Source organism: Streptomyces solitudinis (assembly GCF_036323765.1).
Classification (GTDB): Bacteria; Actinomycetota; Actinomycetes; order Streptomycetales; family Streptomycetaceae; genus Streptomyces.
Genome location: NZ_JAZDCW010000005.1, coordinates 323,723 through 348,367 on the forward strand (window position 1 = coordinate 323,723; position 24,645 = coordinate 348,367).

At 74.5% G+C, this 24,645-nt stretch carries 21 protein-coding genes; 10 read left to right on the plus strand and 11 right to left on the minus strand.

Features of this window, described 5'->3' with window-relative positions:
• Positions 1-17: 17 nt before the first annotated feature.
• The 4 genes from V1J52_RS15545 (at position 18) to V1J52_RS15560 (ending at position 2,286) form a co-directional block, all read left to right on the plus strand.
• Positions 18-452: an ATP-binding protein gene (locus tag V1J52_RS15545; RefSeq protein WP_330140386.1), complete on the plus strand. Its 435-nt coding sequence runs from the start codon at positions 18-20 to the stop codon at positions 450-452.
• Positions 449-793 carry a hypothetical protein gene (locus V1J52_RS15550; RefSeq protein ID WP_330140387.1) on the plus strand — a complete coding sequence of 115 codons (345 nt, stop codon included), beginning with the start codon at positions 449-451 and terminating at the stop codon, positions 791-793. Before V1J52_RS15545 ends, V1J52_RS15550 begins: the two co-directional genes overlap by 4 nt.
• A 172-nt stretch (positions 794-965) precedes the next feature.
• Complete coding sequence (locus V1J52_RS15555; RefSeq protein WP_330140388.1) at positions 966-1,121, plus strand: hypothetical protein; 156 nt, start codon at positions 966-968, stop codon at positions 1,119-1,121.
• Positions 1,108-2,286, plus strand: a complete 1,179-nt coding sequence (locus tag V1J52_RS15560) for a methyltransferase domain-containing protein (protein WP_330140389.1) — start codon at positions 1,108-1,110, stop codon at positions 2,284-2,286. Before V1J52_RS15555 ends, V1J52_RS15560 begins: the two co-directional genes overlap by 14 nt.
• A gap of 11 nt (positions 2,287-2,297) precedes the next feature.
• On the opposite strand, the gene V1J52_RS15565 is transcribed toward V1J52_RS15560, so the two are convergent.
• Both V1J52_RS15565 and V1J52_RS15570 read right to left on the minus strand, forming a co-directional pair.
• Positions 2,298-2,447: a hypothetical protein gene (locus tag V1J52_RS15565; RefSeq protein ID WP_330140390.1), complete on the minus strand. Its 150-nt coding sequence runs from the start codon at positions 2,445-2,447 to the stop codon at positions 2,298-2,300.
• Between the two features lie 201 nt (positions 2,448-2,648).
• Positions 2,649-5,297, minus strand: coding sequence for a GDSL-type esterase/lipase family protein (locus V1J52_RS15570; protein ID WP_330140391.1), 2,649 nt, complete (start codon positions 5,295-5,297; stop codon positions 2,649-2,651).
• A 608-nt stretch (positions 5,298-5,905) separates the two neighbouring features.
• Here V1J52_RS15570 and V1J52_RS15575 point away from each other — a divergent pair.
• Positions 5,906-6,229: a hypothetical protein gene (locus V1J52_RS15575; protein ID WP_330140392.1), complete on the plus strand. Its 324-nt coding sequence runs from the start codon at positions 5,906-5,908 to the stop codon at positions 6,227-6,229.
• A gap of 280 nt (positions 6,230-6,509) precedes the next feature.
• Here the strand turns inward: V1J52_RS15575 and V1J52_RS15580 are convergent, their stop codons facing one another.
• The 6 genes from V1J52_RS15580 to V1J52_RS15605 are packed head-to-tail and all read right to left on the minus strand — an operon-like array spanning position 6,510 to position 14,424.
• The gene (locus V1J52_RS15580) at positions 6,510-7,100 is read right to left on the minus strand and encodes a TetR/AcrR family transcriptional regulator (protein ID WP_330140393.1); all 591 of its coding nucleotides are present in this window, start codon (positions 7,098-7,100) and stop codon (positions 6,510-6,512) included.
• The gene (locus V1J52_RS15585) at positions 7,088-7,837 is read right to left on the minus strand and encodes an enoyl-CoA hydratase family protein (RefSeq protein ID WP_330140394.1); all 750 of its coding nucleotides are present in this window, start codon (positions 7,835-7,837) and stop codon (positions 7,088-7,090) included. Before V1J52_RS15585 ends, V1J52_RS15580 begins: the two co-directional genes overlap by 13 nt.
• 11 nt (positions 7,838-7,848) lie before the next feature.
• The gene (locus V1J52_RS15590) at positions 7,849-9,033 is read right to left on the minus strand and encodes an acyl-CoA dehydrogenase family protein (RefSeq protein WP_330140395.1); all 1,185 of its coding nucleotides are present in this window, start codon (positions 9,031-9,033) and stop codon (positions 7,849-7,851) included.
• Positions 9,030-11,141 carry an acetyl/propionyl/methylcrotonyl-CoA carboxylase subunit alpha gene (locus V1J52_RS15595; protein WP_330140397.1) on the minus strand — a complete coding sequence of 704 codons (2,112 nt, stop codon included), beginning with the start codon at positions 11,139-11,141 and terminating at the stop codon, positions 9,030-9,032. Before V1J52_RS15595 ends, V1J52_RS15590 begins: the two co-directional genes overlap by 4 nt.
• A gap of 5 nt (positions 11,142-11,146) precedes the next feature.
• Positions 11,147-12,745, minus strand: a complete 1,599-nt coding sequence (locus tag V1J52_RS15600) for an acyl-CoA carboxylase subunit beta (protein WP_330140398.1) — start codon at positions 12,743-12,745, stop codon at positions 11,147-11,149.
• On the minus strand, positions 12,742-14,424 hold the full coding sequence (locus V1J52_RS15605) for an acyclic terpene utilization AtuA family protein (RefSeq protein ID WP_330140399.1): 1,683 nt from the start codon (positions 14,422-14,424) through the stop codon (positions 12,742-12,744). Before V1J52_RS15605 ends, V1J52_RS15600 begins: the two co-directional genes overlap by 4 nt.
• A 408-nt stretch (positions 14,425-14,832) precedes the next feature.
• Here V1J52_RS15605 and V1J52_RS15610 point away from each other — a divergent pair, with 408 nt between their 5' ends.
• Positions 14,833-15,006: a hypothetical protein gene (locus V1J52_RS15610; protein ID WP_330140400.1), complete on the plus strand. Its 174-nt coding sequence runs from the start codon at positions 14,833-14,835 to the stop codon at positions 15,004-15,006.
• 156 nt (positions 15,007-15,162) lie between these two features.
• On the opposite strand, the gene bla is transcribed toward V1J52_RS15610, so the two are convergent.
• Complete coding sequence (bla, locus tag V1J52_RS15615) at positions 15,163-16,107, minus strand: class A beta-lactamase (RefSeq protein ID WP_330140402.1); 945 nt, start codon at positions 16,105-16,107, stop codon at positions 15,163-15,165.
• Positions 16,108-16,188: 81 nt separating this feature from the next.
• Positions 16,189-18,987: an FAD-binding and (Fe-S)-binding domain-containing protein gene (locus V1J52_RS15620; protein WP_330140403.1), complete on the minus strand. Its 2,799-nt coding sequence runs from the start codon at positions 18,985-18,987 to the stop codon at positions 16,189-16,191.
• Positions 18,988-19,350: 363 nt separating this feature from the next.
• Between V1J52_RS15620 and V1J52_RS15630 the strand changes: the two genes are divergently transcribed.
• Positions 19,351-20,925: an RICIN domain-containing protein gene (locus tag V1J52_RS15630; RefSeq protein ID WP_443075831.1), complete on the plus strand. Its 1,575-nt coding sequence runs from the start codon at positions 19,351-19,353 to the stop codon at positions 20,923-20,925.
• A gap of 391 nt (positions 20,926-21,316) precedes the next feature.
• The gene (locus V1J52_RS15635; RefSeq protein WP_330140404.1) at positions 21,317-21,760 is read left to right on the plus strand and encodes a DoxX family protein; all 444 of its coding nucleotides are present in this window, start codon (positions 21,317-21,319) and stop codon (positions 21,758-21,760) included.
• Between the two features lie 162 nt (positions 21,761-21,922).
• Here V1J52_RS15635 and V1J52_RS15640 read toward each other — a convergent pair whose 3' ends face one another.
• Positions 21,923-22,270: a DUF2530 domain-containing protein gene (locus V1J52_RS15640; RefSeq protein WP_330140405.1), complete on the minus strand. Its 348-nt coding sequence runs from the start codon at positions 22,268-22,270 to the stop codon at positions 21,923-21,925.
• A gap of 266 nt (positions 22,271-22,536) precedes the next feature.
• Between V1J52_RS15640 and V1J52_RS15645 the strand changes: the two genes are divergently transcribed.
• Both V1J52_RS15645 and V1J52_RS15650 read left to right on the plus strand, forming a co-directional pair.
• Positions 22,537-23,997, plus strand: a complete 1,461-nt coding sequence (locus V1J52_RS15645) for an NCS2 family permease (protein WP_330140406.1) — start codon at positions 22,537-22,539, stop codon at positions 23,995-23,997.
• Between the two features lie 192 nt (positions 23,998-24,189).
• Positions 24,190-24,627: a MarR family winged helix-turn-helix transcriptional regulator gene (locus V1J52_RS15650; RefSeq protein WP_330140407.1), complete on the plus strand. Its 438-nt coding sequence runs from the start codon at positions 24,190-24,192 to the stop codon at positions 24,625-24,627.
• Positions 24,628-24,645 lie beyond the last annotated feature (18 nt).

Genomic DNA, 24,645 nt, shown 5'->3' on the forward strand with positions numbered 1-24,645 from the left:
CCGGGGGCGGGTCGCGCGTGACGTCGCTGCGCCGGGCCGCCGCGCGCCCGGGTCGGCCGCCGGGCAGTTACGTCTGGGAGGCGGCCGTCTCGGCGCGGGACATCGCTCGGTGGCGCGGGGAGGTGGCCGGGGCCGTGCGGGCGCTGGGCGGGGACGCGGAGGCCGTGGGGGTGGCCCGGCTCGGGGTGTCGGAGCTGCTGAGCAACGTGGTGCGGCACGTGCCCGACTCCCGGTGCCGGGTGGAGGTCGAGCGGCGCGGCCGCGACCTGTACGTGCGTGTCCTGGACCGTTCGCCGCAGCCGCCGGTCGTCACCGAGCCGGACTGGAACGCCGAGCGCGGGCGCGGGCTGTGGCTGCTGCGGGAGATGGTCGCGGAGTTCGGCCACACCCGCACCGGGGGTGGCAAAGCCGTCTGGTTCCGTTACCCGCTGGGCCCCGGGAGGTTCAGGTGACCGCGTCCGTCGGCGTACCCGTCCTCCGGGCGTACCGGGCGGAGTTCGTCGCGTACCAGAGCGAGCCGGAGGCGCGGATGTACCACCTCGGTGACGCCTTCGGCCTCGCGGCCGGGGACGTGCAGAGCTGGGCGCGGGAACGGGCCCTGTGCATCGCGGACGTGCTCGGCGGCGACGGTGAGGCCGAGGTCTTCCGGGCCTGGAGCGGGGACGCCGCCGGAGAGGAGACCCGGCGTCGGCTGGAACGGGGCGAGCCGTTCTTCCTCAGCCACGTCGGCCCGGACTGCGCCTTCGAGCTGGCCCTGCGCCCGGTGCCGGTGTGCGGCCGGGCGGCACCGTAGGGCGTCCGCTCCCCAGTGCCCGCCGGGGGGCGGGGATCACGGTCGGGGCGCCGCATCAGGATCACACCCATGGCGACCGCAGGGTCAGGGTCGCACCCGCGTTGAGGCGCACGTCCGGCCGGACGGCGTCACGCGACAGCAGCAACGACACATCAGACGAGAGGAGACGGACATGGGCTGGGGAACCGGCAAGGGCGGAAGCGGAGGCGACGGCAAGCACGCGGGAGGCAAGGACCCGGGTACCGCCAAGCCGTCGTCCGACACCAAGGGCCCCCAGGGCGAACCCAAGCACAAGGGGAAGGGGGCACCCGCGGATGACCAGCAGTAGGGGCGCAACCGAGCGGGCCGCCGCGCGCGGTCTGCTCAGCAGGCTGAACACCACCCTCCCGCAGCCGTTGGCGGCCGAATGGCAGGCGGCTTTCCACGGTGTGCCCCGCCACGCCTTCCTTCCCGACGTGGTGTGGCTCGGCGACGGCCTGACGCCCTGCGATCGCCGCGAGACACCCGGCGTGTGGCTCCGTGCCGCGTACGACGACGCTCCGGTGGTGACGCAGGTCAACGACGGCGACGATCCCGGCCCCGGAGGTGACCGGTGGCCGTCGTGCTCCGCTTCGGCTCCCGGCATCGTCTTCCGGATGCTGGCGATGCTGGACCTGGAGGGCGGGGAGCGCGTGATGGAGGTTGGGACGGGCACCGGCTGGAACGCCGGTCTCCTGGCCCACCGGCTGGGCGGCTCGCTGGTCACCACCGTCGAGGTGGACGCCGACCTGGCCGCACGGGCACGCGCCAGCCTGGCGTCCATCGGCGTGCACCCGCACGTCGTCACCGGTGACGGCGGTCTGGTCGAGGCCAGCGGCCTGGACCGGATCGTGGCCACGTGCTCCGTGCGCCGGGTACCCCGCCGCTGGGTCACCGGCCTGGCCCCCGGCGGCGTCATCCTCACCCCCTGGGAGTCCCCGTGGCTCTGCTACGGGCTGCTGCGGCTCACCGCGCGGGCTGACGGCTGCGCCTCCGGCCGCTTCCACCCGCACGCGGCCTTCATGCTCATGCGGGGGCAGCGGACCAGCCTGCGCGTCTTCCGCGACGTGGTGCGCGACGGCCAGACGCCCGCCGGGTCGACGACGCCGCTGTCGCCCTGGGAGGTGGCCGGGGAGGACTGGGCGGCGGGCTTCTCCCTCGGGCTCCAGCTCCCCGACGTGTGGTGGGCCTGGCACCACGGACCCGACGTGGCGGGCGTGCGGTCCCGGTTGTGGGTGGCGACGACCGACGCCACGTCCTGGGCCGCCGTCGACGACGACGGCACGGCGGGCGCCCCGTTCACCGTCTGGCAGCACGGCCCCCGGCGGCTGTGGCGGGAGGTGGAAGCCGCCTACCACTGGTGGACCGGCGCGGGCCGTCCCGGCCCGAGTGACTTCGGGATGACGGTGACGCCCGAGGGGCGGCACACGCCCTGGCTGAGGCAACCCGGCCACCCCGTCCCGCGACACGGGTGACGGGCGGGGCGTCAGCGCAGGGAGCTGTCGAGGAGGGTGGCCCACTGGGTGACGCAGGGCAGGCGTCGGCCGTCGTGCAGGAAGACGGCGTCCTCGTAATGCCGCACGGCGGCGCGGGCGTGGTGGCGCTCTGACGGGTTGGCCGACACGGAAGGGATCACCGGGCCCGGTTCGTCCCGTCGGCGCGGCCTTCGCTTCTGGCTGACCGGGCCCCTGGGCACCGCACCTGCGGCGCCGGGGAGAAGCTCCCACGGCGCCGCCGCCGTCTCGCCGGCCGGTCCGCGGTGCTGCGGACCGGCCGGCGAGGTCGGACGGAGCGGGAACGGCCGTCCGTCGGCGAACCGTCCGCTGCTCCTCCGGCGTTACGCGGACAGGCCCCTCACCACGACCCTCGTCGCGCCGGGGGCTCCGCCGTCGCCGGGGTCGCCGGGTGCTCCGCCTCCGTCACCGCCGCCGCTGCCGGGGTCGCCGGGGGCTCCGTTTCCGTCACCGCCGCCGCTGCCGGGGTCGCCGGGGTTGCCGGTGCTGCCGTCGTTCAGGTTGCCGCCGCGGTTGAGCCAGGCGCGGACCGATCCGCCGTGGTAGACGACGACGTAGTCGGCCTTGCCGTCACCGCTGATGTCGCGGAACGTGGCCCTCTCACCGGGGTAGCCGGTCTCGTTGACGAAGAAGCGGTGTTCGGTGAAGCCGTTGCCGAGGCCGTCGTTGAGGTAGGCGTGGACGGCACCGGTGTTGCCGACCATGAGGTAGTCGTCCCGCCCGTCGCCGTTGACATCGGCGAGGCGGAGCTTGCCGCGGGAACCGTAGGCGACGCCGGGAGCCCAGTTGCGGTGCTCGACCCACCCGATGGCGTTGCCACCGGGATCCTTGGGAGTGTTGACGTAGGCGTGGACGAAACCGTCCTCCCCGACACGCAGGTAGTCGTCCCGCCCGTCACCGTCGACGTCGGCGAACCGGATACTGGCGCCGGCCGCCCCGCTGACACCGGGAGCGATGACACCCGCGTACTGGAGCTTGAAGCTGGAGGCGCTGGTGTACCAGGCGCGGACCGAGGAATCGTCGTCCACCAGGAGGTAGTCGTCGGTGCCGTTGCCGTCGATGTCGGCGAAGCGGACCCTGGCGCCCGCGTCCGTCTCCCCCGGAGGAGCGGCGATGATGACCCCCTGGTCCTGCCACTGCGGCTTCCCGGGCTCGCCCTGGGTGTTGAGCGCGGCACGGACGGAGCCGTCGGCGGCGACGCGCACGTAGTCGGCACGGTCATCGGCGTTCAGGTCGACCAGATCCGTACGCCCGGAAGGCGCGCTCATCCCCGGAGCGATCACACCCAGAGCGTGCCAGCCCGGCCCGGCCTGCGACCCGTCCTCACCACCGCCGCACTCCTGACCACTGCCGGGCCTGGTGTCCTCGATCCACCCGTCGGCCGCGGCAGCCATGATGCCGTCATACCAGGCATCCGCCATCTTCGCGTAGCCGGCGTCGTTCGGGTGCGCGGCGTTGAAGAGGTCAGCCGTCGTCAGAGCCGCCATGCTCACCAACCGCACCCGCTCGCCCGCCTCGGCCCGCTCCTGGACGATACCGGGCAGCCGGGCGTTGATCCTGTCGATCTCCGGCTGCATACCCGCCTTCGTAGCCGGCACCAAAGTCGCCACCAGCACCACCGCACCCGGCGAGTCCTCCAGGATCTGATCGACCAGACCCCCGATCCGCTCCGGCGCCCCGTCCAGGTCGTAGTCCTGGTTGACGTCGTTCGTCCCGACGTGGAGCGTCACCACGTTGGGCCGCCACGCCGGCACGGAGCACTCCGCGATCCGCGCGACCTCGTCGATGCGCCGGCCCCGGTGGCCCTCGTTGTGCCCGTCGCTCATCTCACCCTCACGCCGCGACCCGACGAAATCCAGACTCCTGGCAGCACCGTCCAGCCTGTACCACAGATCGTTGCGGTACCCGGCATCATCCGTGCTCCCCACACCGGCGGTGATCGAGTCACCCAACGGCATGACGCGCAGGCCGGAGGTGACGACTTCGAGGCCGCGCCTGCGTGCCCATTCCAGAAGTATCTCCCCGGCGGTGGCGCGGAAGTTGTCGAGGACCTCGCGGGCGAAACGCACCGACGCGGCACCCCTCTCACCCGCCCACTTCAGGGCGGAGTCCCCGGCCCTGACGAGGGCTTCGCCCACCTTCTTCAGAAGGGGCTCCGTCATTGTCTGCGCGTACTTGTACGCCAGCACCTCGCCCACGACGGTGAGCGCCGTGTTGGCCGCTCCCGTCCAGAACGCGTCGTTCAGCGCCCGGAGGTCCAGTTGCCCGTTGTTGAGCCTGCTGTTGACCAGACTGGAGACGAAGCCTGCGATGAAGCTGGACAGCGGGACGCACACGGGCAGGAACGGCGGGGCGACGACCGTGGCGGCGGCGAGACACAGCGCGGTGACGGCGATCCCCGTGAGGACGTACACCGCACCGGCGAACAGCGAGTACCACCACGCCCATTCCACCGCGGTCTCGGGTCCGGGAACGACCAGGTGGAGCACATCGGCATCGACCTGGAGGCGACCGTCGAAGTCGATCCACTCGCCCGGGGTCTCCGGCAGGTACTCGGCGTGCTCGTCCAGGCTGGCCCGGACGAAGTCGCCCAGGGTGGCGTACTGCTCGACCTCCTCGTCGATGAACTCCTGGGCATGCCGCGGGTCAAGGTCGTCGACGCGCATGCTGATCACGACGTCGTCAGCGGCGGCCTGCAACGCGGTGAACCGGGTGCTGGCGGCGTCGCCGCAGTCGGCTTCCAGCGGCGGGGCCGCCGGCGAGAAGGCACCGGTCTGGACGGCCCGGGCGCCTCCTGACGCGGCCAGGGACCCGGGCAGACCGCACGACGACGACGCTTCCGCGATGGCGCCCGGACCGGCGTGTGCGGGCACGGTCAGCCCGCACACGACCAGCGCACCGGCCAACCCGACGGCTATGAGGCGCAGGGCGGACCGGACCTGCCGGGGTCTCAGGAGGACCAGGCGAAGCATGACCTGACAACGATGTCTCACACGAACTCACTTCCAAGGGCTGACATATGACAGCGCATTATGCATCGACCTTGTGAATCCAGACGTCGCACGGCTGACGCCGAACGGCCGGCACCGAACGGATGCCCGGCCGAACGGTGCCCGGCCGGTGGCCGGAGCCGCGCGGAGTCCCGTCCGCGGGAGGTGGTCGAGGTGCGTGAACGCCGCGCACCCGGCCCCCTCGGGAGGACGACGCAACCTGGGCCGTGGTCACGCACAACGTCAGCGGAAGCGATCCGCGGCCGGTGCGCACGACCCGCGCCCTGGCCGCGTCCGGCGCCGACGTGGTGGCCCTCGAAGAGCTGGGCGACCCGTCGACAGCGGCGTACGGGAGAACGCCGGCTGACGCCTACCCGTACCACTGCGTGCAGGGCACGGTCGGCCTGTGGGGCAAGTGTCCGTTTCCGGGAATAAGGCGACTCGTCACGCAATGGCCTCCGCCCCAAAGCGTGCTCGGATGGCAGGTATGCATCGTTGACAACCCGTCACACGTGCGGGATTTTGAGATAGTAAAGAATTCAACTTCGTGCACGCCGAGAAGGGTTACTTCCATGCGAAGGATCGCGGGCATGCGTCTGGCCACCGTAACCGGTGCAATAGCCACGGTCATGCTGCTGGGTGCAGGCGCCGGGCCGGCAGCGGCAGACGAGCACCTTCCCGGGCAGGTTGTCTTCTACGAGGGAGACTACGGCGGCCGCTACGTCCTCGACTCCCACCCCACCACCGAATGCACCAACCTGCCCTTCGCTACACGGCTCATCGCCAATCTGGCTGGTCCCATCGAGGTCTTCTCGGAGACCGACTGCAGGGGCAGCATCTACCACTCCCCTACCAGCGACCTGCACAACTTCCCGAAGAACTTCCATGGTCTGAGTTATCGACTGGCCGGGTGACGAACCATCCGGACCACTCGCCGGAACCGCCGTGACGGCCAGGCCCGATGCGAGGCACGGATGCCTTGAGGAACGGCCGTGTACTGCGGGCTGTCATCGCGCTGACCGGCGGCGGTGATCAGCAGGGCCAGCGGCCGCTGGCCCTGCTGACAGGCCGGACGGGTCTTGGTGGTGAACCTCCCCGGGAGCGGCCCAGGCGGCGGCGCCTGTCGGAGTCCCCCCGGGCACCTCGGCTCGGCCTCACGGCTGCCCGGCCCCTTGCCGCGAGCGTGCGCGCAGGTCAGCGCAGGGAGCTGTCGAGGAGGGTGGCCCACTGGGTGACGACGCGGGTGCGGCGGGGGGTGTCGTCGGTGAGGAGGTTGGCCAGGCCCAGGCCGCGGGCCATGTCGAGCAGGCCCTGCACCGTCTCGCGGGTGCCGGGGACGGACTCGTCGGCGGCCAGCAGGCGCAGGGCCAGGCGGTGCGTCTCGCGGCCGATGCGGGCCTCCAGCGCGGTGACACGGGGGCCGAGCTGCGGTTCGCTGGACGCCGCGACCCACAGGTGCAGCGCGGCGCGGAACAGCGGGCCCGTGTACAGGCCGACCAGGGCGTCGACGGCGGCGTGGGTGCCGCCGTCGAAGCCGGTGTCGGCGAGGTCCCGCAGGACGGCGGAGCGCTGCTCGGCGACGTACTCGACGGCGGCGGTGAACAGGTCCTCGCGGGTCGGGAAGTGGTGCTGGGCGGCTCCCCGGGAGACCCCGGCGTGCTCGGCGACGACGCTGACCGTGCTGCCCGACCAGCCGTACTCGGCCAGGCAGGTCACGGCCGACTCCAGCAGGCGCTGCCGGGTGGCCCGGCTGCGGTCCTGCTTGGGTGTCGTCACCGTGCCCATGCGGGGTCCCGTCGTTCGAGGAAGGCCGTCATGCCCTCGCGGGCCTCGGCCGAGCCGAACAGCCGCGCGGACAGTTCCGTGAGGGTACCCGCGTCGCGGTCGAAGGCGCGCAGCGCCTCGGCGGTGACGAGTCCCTTGGCCGCCGCGAGGCCCTGCGGGGAGGCGCGCCGGAGGGCGTCCGAGACGGTGCGCAGCGGCTCGTCGACGTCCCTCGCCGCGCCGGTGACCAGGCCGATGCGGGCGGCCTCCGCCGCGTCGAAGCGTTCCCCGGTGAGGTAGTAGCGGGCGGCGGCGCGCGGTTCCAGGCGGGGCAGCAGCGGCAGCGAGATGACGGCGGGGGCCACCCCGATCCGCACCTCGCTGAAGGCGAAGCTGGCCCCCGGGCCGGCGAAGGAGAGGTCGCAGGCGCCCAGCAGTCCGAGTCCGCCGCCGCGCACGTGCCCGGTGACGCGGGCGAGGACGGGTTTGGGCAGCTCCAGCAGGGCGCGCAGCAGTGCCACGAGGTCCTGCGGGGTGGCGCCCCGGCCGCCGAGGTCGGCGCCGGAGCAGAAGGTGTTGCCGGTGTGGGCGAGCAGCACGGCCCGCACGGTGTCGTCGGCCGCCGCCTCGTCGAGGGCGTCCCTGAGCCCGGTGACGAGGGGGACGGTGAGCGCGTTGCGGTTCTCCGGCGCGTTGAGGGTGAGGGTGCGCACGCCGCGCTCGTCCGCGCGGAGCAGCACGTCTGCGGGGTCGGTCATCGCGCTCTCCGTCAGTAGGACTTGGGCAGGCCGAGGGTCTGGTGGGAGACGTAGTTGAGGATCATCTCCCGGCTGACGGGTGCGATGCGGGCCACGCGTGCGGCGTTGAGCAGCGCCGCGAGCCCGTACTCGATGGTGAGGCCGCTGCCGCCGAGGGTGTGGACGGCGCTGTCGACGGCGTGGACGTTCGCCTCGGCGGCGGCGTACTTGGCCATGTTGGCGGCCTCGCCCGCGCCGGCGTCGTCGCCCGCGTCGTAGAGGTGGGCGGCCTTGGTGTTCATGAGCCGGGCCAGTTCGAGTTCGATGTGGGCCTGGGCGAGCGGGTGGGCGATGGCCTGGTGCGCACCGATGGGCTGCTTCCACACGGTGCGGGTGCGCGCGTAGGCGACGGCCTGCCCGAGCGCGTAGCGGCCCATGCCGAGGGCGAACGCGGCGGTCATGATGCGTTCGGGGTTCAGTCCGGCGAAGAGCTGGAGCAGCCCCGCGTCCTCGTCGCCGACGAGGGCGTCGGCGGGCAGCCGGACGTCGTCGAGCACCAGCTCGAACTGCTTCTCGGGCGCCTGGATCTCCATGGGGATCAGGTGGCGCTGGAAGCCGGGGGTGTCGCGCGGGACGATGAACAGGCAGGGCTTGAGCCGGCCCGTGCGGGAGTCCTCGGTGCGGCCGACGATGAGGGTGGCCTCGGCGATGTCCACGCCGGAGACGTAGGTCTTGCGGCCGGTGAGCAGCCAGTCGCCGGTGGCGGCGTCGCGGCGGGCGGTGGTGGTGATGCGGTGGCTGTTGGACCCGGCGTCGGGCTCGGTGATGCCGAAGGCCATCCTGGTTTCGCCACCGGCCAGTCCGGGCAGCCAGCGCCGCTTCTGCTCGTCGGTGCCGAAGCGGGCGATGACGGTGCCGCAGATGGCGGGCGAGACGACCATCATGAGCAGCGGGCAGCCCGCCGCTCCCAGTTCCTCCAGCACCACGGACAGCTCGGCCATGCCGCCGCCCCCGCCGCCGTACTCCTCGGGCAGGTTGACGCCGAGGTAGCCGAGGCCGCCCGCCTCCGCCCACAGCTCGTCGGTGTGCTGCCCCTTGCTGGTGACGGACTGGAAGTAGGCGCGCCCGTAGCGGCGGCCCAGCGCGCCGACGGCCGCGCGCAGCGCCCGGACGTCGTCGTTCTCCAGCAGGACGTGGGTGGTCCGGATGGCGCTCATGCGGGCTCCTCCTCGGAGGCTTCGGTGAGCTGACGGGTGCCGGTGCGCGGGCCGGGGGCGGTGGCGCTGTCCGGGCCGGGGACGGGTTCCGGGGCGGGTTCCGGGGCGGTGGCGGTGTCCGGGCCGGGGGACACGACGGCGAGCAGGGCGCCGACCGCGACCTGGCGGCCGGGTTCGGCGTGCAGTGCGGTGAGCGTGCCGGTGGCGGGAGCGGTGACGCGGTGCTCCATCTTCATCGCCTCCAGCCACAGCAGCGGCTGCCCCTCGGTGACGGGCGCGCCCGCGGTCAGTCCGTCGGCGATCCGCACGACGGTGCCGGGCATGGGCGCGAGCAGCGAGCCGGGCACGGTGCGGGTGCCGGGTTCGGGGAAGCGGGGCAGCGCGGTGAACGCGTGTGCGCCCAGCGGGGAGTCGACGTGGACGGTGCCGTCCGGGTAGGCGGCCACGTCGAACGTCCGCCGCACGCCGCCGGCCTCCAGCACGACGCGGTCCCGGGCGGCGTGCAGCAGCCGCACGCCGGGGAACGCCTCGGCGCGCAGGCCGGTGCGGTCGGTGCGGTAGCGGATCTCGTGTGCGGTACCGCAGGGCCGGGCGCGGTACGTCTTCGTCTGCGGTGCGGAGGGGACGTTGCGCCAGCCGCCGAACCGGGAGCGGCCGACGGCGTCGGCCAGCGCGGCGGCCAGGGCCGCGAGGGCCGCTCCGGAATCCTCCCCCGGGGCGGTGAGGGCGGGCAGGTGGCGGTCGTAGAAGCCGGTGTCCAGGCGGGCGGCGGCGAAGTCCGGGTGGCGCAGGGAGCGCACGAGCAGGGCGCGGTTGGTGACGGGGCCGTGGACGCGGGCCCGTTCCAGCGTGTGCGCGAGCAGGCGCACGGCCCCGGCGCGGTCGGGCGCCCACGCGATGACCTTGGCCAGCATCGGGTCGTAGTGCGCGGTGACCACTCCGCCGTCCCGGACCCCGCTGTCCAGGCGGACGCCGTGGGCGCCGCCGCGCCGGACGACCCCGTCCCCCACGGCGTCCGGTCCGGCGCCGTCCGGCCCCGCGCCGGGCAGGGCGAGACGGTGCAGGGTGCCCGTCTGGGGCTGCCAGTCGCGGGCCGGGTCCTCGGCGTACAGGCGGGCCTCCACGGCGTGCCCGCGCGGCCGGGGCGGCTCCGCGTCCAGGCGTCCGCCCTCGGCGACACGGATCTGGAGCGCGACGAGGTCCACCCCGTACACGGCCTCGGTGACCGGGTGCTCGACCTGGAGGCGGGTGTTCATCTCCAGGAAGCAGGGGCGCCCCCCGGCCGGGAGGAGGAACTCGACGGTGCCCGCGCCCCGGTAGTCCACGGCGCGGGCCGCCTGCCGGGCGGCGTCGTGGAGCGCGGCCCGCGTGGCGTCGTCCAGGCGCGGGGCGGGCGCCTCCTCGATGACCTTCTGGTGGCGCCGCTGGAGCGAGCAGTCCCGGGTGCCCAGCGCCCACACCGTGCCGTGCCCGTCCGCGAGCACCTGCACCTCGACGTGGCGTCCGCGTTCGACGTAGGACTCGGCGAAGACCTCGCCGTCCCCGAAGGCGGCCGCCGCCTCCGCCCGTGCGGCGGTGAGCGCGTCCGGCAGCGCGTCCAGGCTCCGCACGACGCGCATGCCGCGTCCGCCGCCGCCCGCCGCCGCCTTGACGATCAGCGGCAGGTCCGCCCCGGTGACGCGTCCGGTGTCCAGCGGTTCCAGCAGCGGCACTCCGGCCGCGCGCATCAGCTCCTTGGCGCGGGTCTTGGACGCCATGGCCTCGATCGCGGCGGGCGGCGGGCCCACCCACACCAGCCCGGCCTCCGTCACGGCGCGGGCGAAGCCGGCGTCCTCGGAGAGGAAGCCGTAGCCGGGGTGGACGGCGTCGGCGCCCGCCGCGCGGGCCGCCGCGACGAGAAGGTCGCCGCGCAGGTAGGTGTCCTGCGGCGCGTCGCCGGGCAGCCGGACGGCGGCGTCGGCCTCGGCGGCGTGCGGGGCGTCCGCGTCGGCGTCGGAGTGCACGGCGACGGTGGCGATGCCCAGGGCGCGGCAGGTACGCAGCACGCGGCGGGCGATCTCGCCCCGGTTGGCGACGAGGAGGGTGCGGATCTGCGGTGTCGCGGTCATGGTCCTCACATCCGGAAGACGCCGTAGCCGCCGCGCGCGCCCTCGACGGGCGCGGTGTGCAGGGCGGACAGGCACAGGCCGAGCACGGTGCGGGTGTCGCGCGGGTCGATGACGCCGTCGTCGTACAGCCGCCCGGACAGGAACATGGGCAGCGACTCGGACTCGATCTGCTCCTCCACCATGGCGCGCAGCGCCGCGTCGCCCTCCTCGTCGTAGGGCCGGCCGCCGGCCGCCGCCGACTCGCGCATGACGATGGACAGCACCCCGGCGAGCTGCTGCGGCCCCATGACGGCGGACTTGGCACTCGGCCAGGCGAACAGGAACCGCGGGTCGTAGGCCCGGCCGCACATGCCGTAGTGGCCCGCGCCGTAGCTCGCGCCGAGCAGCACCGACAGGTGCGGGACGGTGGAGTTGGAGACGGCGTTGATCATCATCGCGCCGTGCTTGATGATGCCGCCCTGCTCGTACTCCGCGCCGACCATGTAGCCGGTGGTGTTGTGCAGGAACACCAGCGGGGTGTCGCGCTGGTTGGCGAGCTGGATGAACTGCGTGGCCTTCTGCGACTCGGCGCTGAACAGCACGCCCCGCGCGTTGGCGAGGACGCCGACGGGGTAGCCGTGCAGCCGCGCCCAGCCGGTGACCAGGCTCGGGCCGTAGCGCGGTTTGAACTCGTCGAAGTCGGAGCCGTCCACGACGCGGGCGATGACCTCGCGCGGGTCGAAGGGGGCCTTGAGGTCGGCGGGGACGACGCCGAGCAGCTCTTCCCCGTCGTACCGGGGCGGCCGCGCGGGCGGCGGATCGGGGTGCGCCTTGCGCCAGTTGAGGCGGGCGACGACGCGGCGGGCCTGGCGCAGCGCGTCGGCCTCGTCCACGGCGTAGTGGTCGGCGAGTCCGGAGGTGGCCGCGTGCATGTCGGCGCCGCCCAGCTCCTCGTCGTCCGCGACCTCGCCGGTGGCCATCCGCACCAGCGGCGGCCCGCCGAGGAACACCTTCGCCCGCTCCCTGACCATGATCACGTGGTCGGACATGCCGGGGACGTAGGCCCCGCCCGCCGTCGAGTTGCCGAAGACGACGGCGACCGTGGGGATTCCGGCGGCGGACAGCCGGGTGAGGTCCTTGAACAGGGCACCGCCGGGGATGAAGATCTCCTTCTGGCTGGGCAGGTCCGCCCCGCCGGACTCCACCAGGCTCACGCACGGCAGCCGGCTGGCGCGGGCGATCTCGTTCGCCCGCAGCGCCTTCCGCAGCGTCCACGGGTTGCTCGCACCGCCGCGCACGGTCGGGTCGTTGGCGGTGACCAGGCACTCGACGCCCTCGATCACGCCGATGCCGGTGACGAGCGAGGCGCCGACGGCGTAGTCGCTGCCCCAGGCGGCCAGCGGGGACAGTTCCAGGAACGGGGTGTCCGGGTCGAGCAGCAGCTCGACGCGCTCGCGGGCGAGCAGCTTGCCGCGCTCGCGGTGGCGCCGCACGTACTTCTCGCCGCCGCCCGCCAGCGCCCTGGCGTGCTCGGCGTGCAGCGCGTCCAGCTTCTCCAGCATGGCGGCGCGGTGGGCGGCGAACTCGGCGCCGGTGGTGTCCAGGGCGGTGTCGAGCACGGTCACAGCAGGACCTCCGGTACGTCCAGGTGGCGGGAGCGCAGCCACTCCCCGACGGCCTTGGCCTGCGGGTCGAAGCGGGCCTGGGAGGCCACGCCCTCACCGAGCAGGCCGTCCACGGTGAAGTTGAGGGCGCGCAGGTTCGGCAGCACGTGCCGGGTGACGGCGTGCCGCCGGGTCTCGGGCAGCAGCGCGCGGAACCGTTCCACGGTCAGCTTGTGCGCCAGCCAGCGCCAGCCGTCCTCGGAGCGCGCCCACACGCCGACGTTCGCGCTGCCGCCCTTGTCGCCGCTGCGCGCCCCGGCCACGGCGCCGAGCGGGGCGCGGCGGGCGGGGCCGGGCGGCAGCGGTTCGGGCAGCGGCGGCCCGGGCACGTCCGCGAGCTCCCGGGTGGCCGGGGGCGGCGCGACGCGGACCCGGGCGCCGCCCGGCAGCACGGCGGTGTGCGGCACCTCGGACGCGGGAACGTACGCGGCCTCGAACACGCCGTAGGGTGCCCCCTTGCCGGGCGGGGCGCTCACGTGGAAACCGGGGTAGCTCGCGAGGGCCAGCTCGACGGCGGCGCCGCTGACGGCCCGGCCCGCCACGTCCGGGTCCCGGTCCCGCACGACGAGCCGCAGCAGCGCGCTGGCCTCCTCCTGGACCCCGGCGTCGGCCCGGTCGGTACGGGCCAGGCTCCAGCGGACGTGCCCGGGCCGGCGCGGCGCGAGGGCCGCCTCCATCTGGGCCCGCACCAGTTCGGCCTTCGCCTCGACGTCGAGCCCGGTCAGCACGAACACCACCTCGTTGCGGTGGCCGCCCAGCCGGGTGAGCCCGACCTTCAGCGTGCCGGGCGGTGCCTCGCCGCGCACGCCGGTGACGCGGACCCGGTCGCGGCCCTCGTCGGTGAGCCGCACGGTGTCGAGCCGGGCCGTCACGTCGGGACCGGCGTAGCGGGCGCCCGCGGTCTCGTAGAGGAGCTGCGCCGTCACCGTCCCGGCCGTGACGGCGCCGCCCGTCCCCGGGTGCTTGGTGATGACGCAGGTGCCGTCGGCGGCGATCTCGGCGAGCGGGAACCCGGGCCGCTCCGGGCGGGGCACCTCCTGCCAGAACGCGTAGTTGCCGCCCGTCGCCTGGGTGCCGCACTCCAGCACGTGACCGGCGACGACGGCACCGGCGAGGGCGTCGAAGTCGTCACCGGACCACCCGTGGTACCAGGCGGCGCACCCGCTGACCAGGGCCGCGTCCGTCACCCGTCCCGTCACGACCACGTCGGCCCCGGCCCGCAGGCACGCCGTGATGCCGCCGCCGCCGAGGTAGGCGTTGGCGGTGAGCACGCCCTCGCCCCAGCCGCGCGCCAGGACGTCGTCGCCCTCCACGTACCCGACCCGGACCGGCACCCCGGTCCGCTCGCCCAGCTCCCGGACGGCCCCGGCGAGCCCCGCCGGGTTCAGCCCCCCGGCGTTGGCGACGAGCCGCACGCCCCTGTCGCGGGCGAGCCCGAGGGTGTCCTCGAGCTGCCGCAGGTAGGTGCGCGCGTAACCGCCGGACGGGTCCTTGAGCCGGTCCCGGCCCAGGATGAGCAGGGTCAGCTCGGCCAGGTAGTCCCCGGTCAGCGCGTCCAGCGGCCCGCCGTCGAGCATCTCCCGCAGCGCCGTGAACCGGTCCCCGTAGAACCCCGACGCGTTCCCGACCCGCACGCCCACCACCCCTCCCACGCCCCGAACCCCCGCCAGCGTGGCACCGGAGACAAAAACAATCAAGCATGCTTGCTGGATTCTGCCTGCCCGACCTAGGAACGCGTTCCGGACTACTCTTCCGGTAGGACCGTTCAAAGGCTGTTTCGTTCTCCGGCCTCTCGAAGAACTCCGGACGCGTCGCCCTCGCGGTCGAAGGCACTCAGCGGGTGTACGTCACCCGGCGGGACGGCGAGGGGCTGTACCCCACGACGGAGCGGCACGACCGCCAGCGGGAGGAGACGGCCGACGTCACCGCACGCCTGGTCACCGCCCTCCTCGGGAGCGACGACGGCGCACGCCTGGTGCGCCCGGGCCGTCCCGCAGGTCTTCCCGTGGAGCCGCCATCTGTCCGCCGCGGAGACCGCGGAGTTCGCCGTGGACCTGGCCGACGCCGCGCGGGACGCGACGGAACTCGGCGTCCACGCGAACCTGCACCGCGTCCTCCAGGAGTGGCGTACCACCGCCAGGCTCCTGGCCGGCCCCGAACTGGCTGGACAGGCCATGGCGCCCCTCCCGGACGAGGACCACGGCGAGGTGCCCGGGCCGTGACCTCGGAACGAGGCGACGACGTCCCGCCCCCGCCCGTCGACGGCAAATGGCGGCTGCGTTTCCGCCCTGGCACGCCTGGGGACGGGTGGGCTGCTGCCCACCGGTGGCCCCCCGCCGTGACGTGTGCGGCCCCACGCCACGCGGCGGGGAGCGGGGTCAGGTGAGGGTGGTGGACAGGAGGGTGGCGGTCTCGGCGATCAGGGGGTTGTCGGCGGCGGCGTCGGGGTCGGGCCGGGTGGTGAGGACGGCGAGGACCACGGGGGTGCCGTCGGGCGTCCACGCGACGCCCACGTCGTTGTTGGTGCCGTAGGAACCGCCGCCGGTCTTGTCGGCGAGGTCCCAGTCGGCGGGCAGGCCCGCGCGGAACCGTTCGGCGCTGGTGGTGTTGGCCAGCATCCAGGCGGTCAGCCGCCGCCGGTCGCGGCCGCGCAGGGCGCGGCCCACCAGGAGCCGGGTGTACGTCCCGGCGATGGCGCGCGGCGTGGTGGTGTCCTCCACGCGCCAGGGCTCGGCGGAGTTCAGCTCCGTCTCCCAGCGGTCGAGGCGGGAGACCGTGTCCCCCGCCGAACGGCAGAAGCGGGTGACGCCGGTGGGGCCGCCGATCTGGCGGAGCAGCAGGTTCGCGGCCGTGTTGTCGCTGAACCGGAGAGCCGCGTCGCACAGTTCCGCGACGGTCATGCCGTCCGCCAGGTGCGCGGCGGTGCCGGTGACCGGGGAGTGCGCGACGAGGTCGGCCGGGCCGTAGCGGATGCGGTGGTCCAGGAACTCGCCGCAGCGGTCGAGGTCGCGCAGGACGGCCGCCGCCGCGAGCGGCTTGAACACCGAGCACATCGGGAAGCGTTCGTCCGCGCGGTGCAGCACGGTCCGGCCGGTGGCCAGGTTGCGCGCGAAGACGCCGAGGCGCGCGGTGTGTTCGCGCTCCAGGCGGCGCAGCCGGGCCGCGAGCGCCGGGCCGCCGTCCGCGCGCGGCGGGCCGTCCCCGCGCCGCGTCGCGGGGGCCGCCGCCGCGGGCCCGGCGGCGGCCAGGGCCGTCGCGGCTCCGGCGGCACCGGCGGTCAGCAGGGTGCGGCGGGCGGGCCGCCCCGTGGTCGGGTGCGTCACTGCGTGTCTCCTCTGCTCGGAACGTGACCGGATCTTCGCTCGGGGTCCACGGGAGAGGACGCCCGGGGTGCGCCTGGCGGTTCACGGCAGGTGACCGGCGAGGACTTCCGCGAGGTGACGGCCGCGGCGGCCGGTGAGCTGGGCGAGCTGGGTGCGGCAGGAGTACCCGTCGGCGAGCAGTTCCGCTCCGTCGGGCGCCTCGCGGACGGCGGGCAGGAGCTGGTCCTCGGCGCAGGCCACGGAGACCTCGTAGTGGCCCGCCTCGAAACCGAAGTTGCCCGCGAGCCCGCAGCAGCCGCCCGCCAGTTCGCCGGTGAGCCCGGCACGCCTCCGCAGGCGGCGCTCGGCGGCGTCACCCAGCACCGCGTGCTGGTGGCAGTGGGTCTGCCCGGCGGCGGGGCGGCCGACGTACGGGGGCGTCCAGTGGGGGGCCAGTTCCTCCAGGGTCTGCGCGAAGGTGCGCACCGCGCGGGCCAGTCGCGCGGCGCGCGGGTCGTCCGGGAGCAGCTCGGGCGCGTCCGTGCGCAGCGCGGCGGCGCAGGACGGCTCCAGGACGGTGACGGGCAGTGAGGCGTCCAGGGCCGGGGCGACGGTGTCCAGGGTGCGGCGCAGCACGGCGCGGGCCTGGTCGAGCTGGCCGGTGGAGACGTAGGTCAGTCCGCAGCACACCGGGCGCGGCGGTACGGCCAGCCGCAGCCCCGCGTCGTGCAGGACGGCGACGGCGGCGGAACCGGCTTCGGGGGTGAGGTGGTTGGTGAAGGTGTCGGGCCACAGCACGGTGGCCGGGCCGTCCGGCTGCCGGGCGCGGTCCTGGGCGTGCCACCAGCGGGTGAACGGCGTCCGCGCCAGGGGCGGGATGTCGCGCTCCGGGGTGAGCCCCGCGAGCCGTTTGCCGAGGGCGGCCAGCGGGGTGCGGGCGGCGGCGTTCAGCAGCGGCGCGGAGCGGGTGGCGGCGGCCAGGCGCAGCCACTGCGGGAGGCGGCCGAGGGCGTAGTGCGCGGCGGGCCGGAGCCGTCCGGCGTAGTGGTGGTGCAGGAACTCCGCCTTGTGGGTGGCCATGTCGACGCCGACGGGGCAGTCGGAGCGGCACCCCTTGCAGGACAGGCACAGGTCGAGGGCGTCGCGCACCTCCGGGGAGCGCCAGCCCTCGGTGACGACCTCGCCGGCGAGCATCTCGTGCAGCAGCCGGGCCCGGCCCCGGGTGGAGTGCTGTTCCTGCCCGGTCGCGCGGAAGGAGGGGCACATGACGGTGGACCCGGCGGGCCCGGTGTCGCGGCACTTGGCGACGCCGACGCAGCGGCGGACGGCGGCGGAGAAGTCGCCGCCGTCGTGCGGGTAGGAGAACGCCGTCGCCACGGGCTCGCGGGGCAGGACGGCGAAGCGCAGGTTCTGATCGAGGCGGTGCGGGCGGGCGAGCATGCCGGGGTTGAGGCCGCCCGCCGGGTCGAAGGCGTCCTTGAACCGTTCGAACAGGGCGACCATCTCCGGCCCGTACATGCGGGGCAGCAGTTCGGCGCGGGCCTGCCCGTCGCCGTGCTCGCCGGACAGCGAGCCGCCGTGCCGCACGACGAGGTCGGCCAGTTCCTCGGAGAAGGCGCGGAAGCGCGCGACGCCGGGCCGCGTCAGCAGGTCGAAGTCGATGCGCACGTGGATGCAGCCGTCACCGAAGTGGCCGTAGGGCAGGCCGCGCAGGCCGTGTGCGGCCAGCAGGGCGCGGAAGTCGCGCAGGTAGGCGCCGAGCCGGGCGGGCGGGACGGCGCAGTCCTCCCAGCCGGGCCACGCCTCGCTGCCGTCGCGCATGCGGGTGGCGGTTCCGGAGGCGTCGTCGCGGATGCGCCACAGGGTGCGCTGGTCGGCGGGGCCGGTGACGAGGGTGTGGTCGGTGGTGCCGGACGCGGCGGCCCGGCACAGCCGCTCGGCGTGGGCACGGGCCTCGGCGGGGCTCTCGCCGCCGACCTCCGTGAACAGCCAGGCCCCGCCGCGCGGCAGGGCGGCGCGGGCCGGTTCCGCGACGAGGTCGGCGGCCATGCCCTCGACCGTGAGCGGGCCGTGGTCCAGCAGGGCGGCGGCGGCCTCGGCGGCGGCGGCCTCGTCCGGGTAGCCGAGCACCGCGAGCACCCGGGCGGGCGGCGCGGGCACGAGCCGCACGGTGGCCTGGGTGAGCACGCCGAGGGTTCCCTCGCTGCCGGTGAAGGCCCGCGCCCAGTCCTCGCCGCGCTCGGGGAGCAGGGCGTCGAGCGCGTAACCGGAGATGCGGCGCGGGAGTTCGGGGAAACCGGTGCGCAGCCGGGCCAGGTCGCCGTGGACGAGGGCGAGGACGTCGCGGCGCAGGGCCTCCGGCACGCCGTCGCCGCCGGGCGCGAGGCGGGCCCGCTCGCCGGAGTAGGTGAGCACGTCCAGCGCGCGGACGTTGTCGGCCGTCGTGCCCCAGGCGACGGAGTGGGAGCCGCAGGAGTTGTTGCCGATCATCCCGCCCAGGGTGCAGCGGCGGTGCGTGGACGGGTCCGGGCCGAAGGTGAGCCCGTGCCGCGCGGCCTGCGCGCGCAGGTCGTCCAGGATGACGCCGGGCTCGACGACGGCGGTGCGGCTGCCGGGGTCGAGGTGGCGCACGGCGTGCATGTGCCGGGTGAAGTCCAGGACGACGCCGGTCCCGGTGGCCTGTCCGGCGATGCTGGTGCCCGCGCCCCGGGCCACGACGGGCACGGCGTGCTCCCGGCACACGGCGAGCGCGGCGGCGACGTCGTCGGCGTCGCGCGGGGCGACCGTACCGACGGGCACCCGGCGGTAGTTGGAGGCGTCCATGGTCATGAGCGCCCGGCTCGCCGCGTCGAACTCCACCTCGCCGCGCACGGCCTTGCGTAGGTCAGCTGCCAGTCCCATGGCACCAGGGTGCACCCTGGTGCCCGGCGCGACGGGGTGCGGGCCCGGGGCGCGTCTCCCCGCGGGCGCCGCGCGGGGCTCACCACGGGGGTGCGCGTGGGTCGCCGCAGGGGTGCGCGGGGGGCCACCGCGGGAGGGCGCGGGGGCGCTGCCCCGGAGTGCGGGCCATTGACGCGCGCTGGGGCCGTCGTTACGTTCCACCCCCGTGGGCGCGCTCCCACGGGGCGTGCCGCCAACCGACGGGCTTCGTGGGCGCGGACGCCCCGCGCCCCCCGGTCTCTCCCCGCACGAGAGGAAGTCCGCATGCCCCCCACACCGCGACCCGCCCCGGCGGCCTCGCCGGCCAGAACGCGGCACGCTGCCGTGACCACGGCCGCCGTCGCCGTCCTGGCCGTCGTGCTCAGCCTGCTGACCGCCGCCCCCGGCGGCTCCCGCGCGGCGGCCGCCCCCACGCCCGGCACGTACTACGTGCTCCAGGCCCGCCACTCCGGGAAGGTGCTGGACGTCTACGAGCACAGCACCGAGAACGGGGCCGACATCGTCCAGTGGTCCCGCACCGACGCCCCGAACCAGCAGTTCCGCTTCCTGGACTCGGGCGGTGGCTGGTACCGCCTCCAGGCCCGCAGCTCCGGCAAGGTCCTGGACGTCTTCGAGCACAGCACCGAGAACGGCGCCCGCATCGTCCAGTGGGACGACACCGGCGCCGCGAACCAGCAGTTCCGGATCGAGGAGACGGGGGACGGCCACCACCGGCTGGTCAACCGGCTCAGCGGCAAGGCGCTCGACGTGTGGGAGCACTCCACGGACGACGGCGCCCGGCTGTCCCAGTACACGCCGGGCAGCAACCCCAACCAGCAGTTCGCCTTCGTCCCCGTCGGCCCGGACGACGGCGGCGGGGACGCCGCGTGCGGCACCGGCAGCTACCGCGCCGAGGCCGTCCAGAGCGGCGGCACCTGGACGGCGCCGGGCTACCGCGGCACCGACATGCTCGCCGCGATGCGCGCGGCGGTCGGCTCGCTCACCCCGGGCCGCGGCTCCATGGAGCGGGTCGTGGTGCGCGGCTCCGGCTCCGTGCCCGCCGACCAGTCCCTGGACCTGCCCAGCCACACGTCCGTCGAGGTGTGCGGCACCATCCACGTCACCGGCACCCCGCGCGGGGACAACGCCGTCATCCGGGCCCGCGGGGCGGTGAACGTGGCCGTGCCGCACCTGCGCGTCACCGGCAACCCGTACTTCGGCATCTTCTTCCGCAACGGCAGCGACTACCACCTGGGCCGGATCGACCTGCGGCTGTCCGGCGGGCTCGGCATCCGCATCGACAACCACAGCAACCGCTCGGCGCCCACGCGCAACGTGCGGATCGACGACGTGTACGTCTCCGGGACCGGCAACCACGGCGTCGAGACGTACGGCGTGGACGGCCTGACCATCGGCACCGTCACCGCCCGCGACACCGCCTACTCGGGGCTGCTGCTCAACGACACGAGGAACGCGACCGTCGGCCGCGTCGACGCCGAGGGCGCCGGGACCGGCACCGGGTACGCGGCGTTCCGCATGGCGAACCGCAACGGCCGCGTCGGTGACAGCTACCCGGTCAACATCCGCGTCGGCGAGGTCGTCGCCCGCGGCGGCGGACGCGGCGTCTTCTGCGTGTCCGAGAGCGGCGGCGCGGTCATCGAGCGGGTGGACATCGCCCGTACCGGCGGGGACGCCGTGCTGATCGAGAACTGCTACAACGTCACGCTGGCCAGCCAGAGCGGCACCGTCGCCGGTCCCGGCGGCATCCGGCTGGCGGCCCGCACCGAGTTCCCCGGCAACCGGGACATCACCCTGGCGAACCTGCGGATCACCGACTCCTCGCTGGTGGAGCGGCCCTGTGGCACGAACATCACCTACCGGGCGCTCACCCTGGTGAACACCAGCCGCAGCACCTGCTGAGGACTTCCGGACCACCATCCGGAGCCCGGCCCGCCGCCCCGGCGGGCCGGGCTCCCCTGTGCCGGCGGGCCGGGGCTCCCCCACCGCCACGGCAACGGGTGCGGGCCGCCGCGCACCGGCGGCCCATCCGGCGCTCACCCGCCGGGCGCCGCGGGCGGGGCCGCGAGGGGGCGTGGCCGGGCGCCGGCGCGGCGGGGCACGGGCAGCAGCGGGCCGGGCAGTCAACTGACCATGCCATGAACGGATTTGGCTCGCCCGTTGAAACCCTGCAGTAACTCTTGACGTTGACTCAAGGCTGGCTAGTGTCACGTGTGGGAGCGCTCCCATGCCGGTGGAGGACACTCCACCGGCACCCCACACTGCGCGAAGTCCAGAAAGGCAAGGGCCTGCCATGGAAGTCCTCGACAAGAGCAAAGACCACGTCATCGGCGTCTACCGCATGGTCGTCGGGCTGCTGTTCGCCTGCCACGGCGCGGCGACCCTGTTCGACGTGCTCGGCGGTCCGCACGGCCAGGCACCGGCGGTCGGCCAGTGGCCGGGCTGGTGGGCGGCCGTCATCCAGCTGGCCGGCGGCGCGCTGGTGCTCTGCGGGATCGGCACCCGCACCGCCGCGGTGGTCTCCTCGGGGTCCATGGCGTACGCCTACTTCGTCCACCACCAGCCGAACGCCCTCTTCCCGATGGAGAACGGCGGCGAGGCGTCCGCGATGTTCTGCTGGGCGTTCCTGCTGATCGCCGCGCTCGGCCCCGGCCGGTGGGCCCTCGGCACGGCGCTGACCCGGGGCCGGACGACCCCGGCCCGCGAACGCGAGACGGTCACCGTCCCCGCCGCCTGACCCCACCCCCGCTCCGTCCCGCCCGCGAGGGGCGCGACCACGCACGCGCAGGCATCCGCGTGCCGCCCCTCGCGGCGCCGGGCGGGGCACCCCGCCGCGGGCGGGCCCCCTGGACCGGGAGCGCCCGCCCGCGGCGGCCCTTCCCCGTCCAGGGGGCGGTGGCTACGGACGCCGCGGCGGCGGCTGCGGCCCGCGGCCGTCCGCCCGCCCGGAATCGGCCGCCCGCCCGGCATCGGCGGCCCGCCCGGCGCCGTCGGCCGCTTCGGCACGGCGCAGGGCGGCGTCCCGGGCCCGCACGTACCACAGGCCGACGAACCCGAGGCCGCCACCGGCCAGGCACGTCCAGAGCCACCACGTGTGACCGTGCTCGGCGAACCAGCCGTAGAAGGGGAGCTGACCGAGGAACAGCAGGAACCAGATCGCGGTACCGACGAGGACGGTGGCCGTGATGGGCCCCTCCAGCGGCTCCGGCGCCTTGCGCTTGCCGTCGGTCCAGTCGCTCAGCCGCATCCGTCCGTCCCTCCCCTCGGCGTGGTGACGGTGACCAGCCTAGCCGGGCCGCCCACCGGGGCGACGCGGGCGGGGCGCCCGGCCGCTGCCGGACGGCAGGGGTTCGGAGCACCGCTGTCTACGCGCGGAGATAGCGCTCAACTCGCTCATATGTTCATACTGAAACGACCTGGACCCGCCCGACGTCCGTCGTGGTTTCCTCCAAACCGACGCCGCCGCCGGTCCGCCCCTCCCCCGCTCCCCGCACACACTCCCGAGGTATCCGCATGTCCGCTCCGGCCGCCCCGGCTGCGCCCAGCCATGCCCCGCCGCCACCCAGGAACGGCGTCGACCGCTTCTTCAAGATCAGCGAGCGCGGCTCCACGGTGGGCCGCGAGCTGCGCGGCGGTCTGGCGACGTTCTTCGCCATGGCGTACATCATCGTGCTCAACCCGATCATCCTGGGCGCGGGCACCGACAAGTACGGGCAGCAACTGGACAACGCCCAGCTCATCACCGCCACCGCGCTGATGGCCGGGCTCAGCACCGTGCTCATGGGCGTCATCGGCAACGTGCCGATCGCCCTGGCCGCCGGGCTCGGCATCAACGCCGTCGTCTCCCTCCAGCTCGCCCCGCAGATGAGCTGGCCGGACGCGATGGGCATGGTCTGCCTGGCGGGCCTGGTGCTGATGATCCTCGTCGCCTCCGGTCTGCGGCAGCGGGTGATGGACGCCATCCCCGGCGGCCTGCGCCGGGCCATCGCGATCGGCATCGGCCTGTTCATCGCCCTGATCGGGCTCGTCGACTCCGGTTTCGTGACCCGCAACCCGGACGCCGCCCACACCACCGTGCCGCTCGGCCTCGGCCAGGGCGGACAGCTCACCGGGTGGCCGGTGCTCGTCTTCGTCCTCGGCCTGGCGCTGATGTTCGTGCTGCTGGTCCGGCGCACCCGGGGTGCGATCCTGCTCAGCATCCTGGCGATGACGGTGGTCGCGGTCGTCGTCAACACCGTCGCGGAGATCCCGGACGCGGCGTGGGGCCTCGCCGTGCCCGCGCTCCCCGGCCAGGTGGTCGGCGCACCGGACTTCGGGCTCGTCGGGGAGGTGTCGCTGTTCGGCGGCTTCGCCGAGGTCGGCGTCGTCACCGGCTGCCTGTTCGTCTTCACGGTGCTGCTGTCCGGCTTCTTCGACGCGATGGGCACGATCATCGGCGTCGGCGAGGAGGCGAAGCTGACCGACTCCGACGGGCAGCTTCCCGGCATGGGCCGCATCCTCATGACCGACGGCGTCGCCGTCGTCGGCGGCGGCTTCGGCTCCTGCTCGGCCAACACCTGCTTCGTGGAGTCCACCGCAGGCGTGGGCGAGGGCGCCCGCACCGGCCTGGCCAACCTCGTGACCGGCGGCCTGTTCCTCCTCGCCCTGGTGTTCACGCCGCTGGCCACGGTGGTGCCCTCGCAGGCGGCGACCCCGGCCCTCGTCGTCGTCGGCCTGCTGATCATGGCCGCGAACGTCCGCGAGATCGACTGGAGCGACCTGACGATCGCCGTCCCCGCGTTCCTGACGATGGTCTCGATGCCGTTCACCTACAGCATCACCAACGGCATCGGCATCGGCGTGCTGGCCTTCGTCCTGCTCCGCACGGCGACCGGCCGGGTGCGCGAGGTGCCGTGGCTGCTGAACGCGGTCGCGGCGTGCTTCCTCGTCTACTTCCTGCTGGACCCGATCGAGCAGCTGCTCGGCCTGGGCTGAGCCGCCGGACCGACGGGCCGACGGGCCGCCGACGCGACAGGACGCCCGCCTCCCCCGCACCACGCGGAGGGGGCGGGCGTCTTCGTGCGCCGGCCCCCTTCCGTCCCCCGGTGTGACCTCACCCATACGGGTGACTCGGAACAGCGGGGAACCCGGTACTTGTTAGGCGAGGTAATGAGTTAAGCTAACGACATGCCGGAACTGTCCAGCGGTGCGGACGCCGCCGCCGTCAACGCACTCCGTTCGGCGGTCATGCGGTTGTCGCGCCGCCTCAAGCACCAGCGCGTCGACGAGTCGCTGAGCCCCACGGAGATGTCCGTCCTGGGCACCCTCGCCCGGTGCGGCTCGGCCGGGCCCGGCGAGCTGGCCCGCAAGGAGCACGTGCAGCCACCGTCCATGACCCGCATCGTGGCCATGCTGGAGGCGAAGGGGCTGGTCCGCCTGGACCCGCACCCGGAGGACCGGAGACAGAAGATCGTGACCCAGACCGAGCGGGCCGAGTCGATGCTGGCCGCGGCCCGCAGCAAGCGGAACCACTGGCTCGCCGAGCTGGCGGGCGGCCTGGACGAGGACGAGTGGGCGAAGCTGCGCGAGGCCGCGCCCGTCCTGGAGAAGCTCGCGCACCTGTAGGAGACGACGAAGAGGAGG

Bases quoted from the DNA above. Each gene is read 5' to 3' on its own strand.
- V1J52_RS15570 (WP_330140391.1), bottom strand. From the start codon at position 5,297: ATGCTTCGCCTGGTCCTCCTGAGACCCCGGCAGGTCCGGTCCGCCCTG.
- V1J52_RS15595 (WP_330140397.1), bottom strand. From the start codon at position 11,141: ATGACCGCGACACCGCAGATCCGCACCCTCCTCGTCGCCAACCGGGGC.
- V1J52_RS15555 (WP_330140388.1), top strand. From the start codon at position 966: ATGGGCTGGGGAACCGGCAAGGGCGGAAGCGGAGGCGACGGCAAGCAC.
- V1J52_RS15650 (WP_330140407.1), top strand. From the start codon at position 24,190: ATGCCGGAACTGTCCAGCGGTGCGGACGCCGCCGCCGTCAACGCACTC.
- V1J52_RS15580 (WP_330140393.1), bottom strand. From the start codon at position 7,100: ATGGGCACGGTGACGACACCCAAGCAGGACCGCAGCCGGGCCACCCGG.
- V1J52_RS15640 (WP_330140405.1), bottom strand. From the start codon at position 22,270: ATGCGGCTGAGCGACTGGACCGACGGCAAGCGCAAGGCGCCGGAGCCG.
- V1J52_RS15560 (WP_330140389.1), top strand. From the start codon at position 1,108: ATGACCAGCAGTAGGGGCGCAACCGAGCGGGCCGCCGCGCGCGGTCTG.
- V1J52_RS15585 (WP_330140394.1), bottom strand. From the start codon at position 7,837: ATGACCGACCCCGCAGACGTGCTGCTCCGCGCGGACGAGCGCGGCGTG.
- V1J52_RS15575 (WP_330140392.1), top strand. From the start codon at position 5,906: ATGCGTCTGGCCACCGTAACCGGTGCAATAGCCACGGTCATGCTGCTG.
- V1J52_RS15590 (WP_330140395.1), bottom strand. From the start codon at position 9,033: ATGAGCGCCATCCGGACCACCCACGTCCTGCTGGAGAACGACGACGTC.
- V1J52_RS15620 (WP_330140403.1), bottom strand. From the start codon at position 18,987: ATGGGACTGGCAGCTGACCTACGCAAGGCCGTGCGCGGCGAGGTGGAG.
- V1J52_RS15635 (WP_330140404.1), top strand. From the start codon at position 21,317: ATGGAAGTCCTCGACAAGAGCAAAGACCACGTCATCGGCGTCTACCGC.
- V1J52_RS15645 (WP_330140406.1), top strand. From the start codon at position 22,537: ATGTCCGCTCCGGCCGCCCCGGCTGCGCCCAGCCATGCCCCGCCGCCA.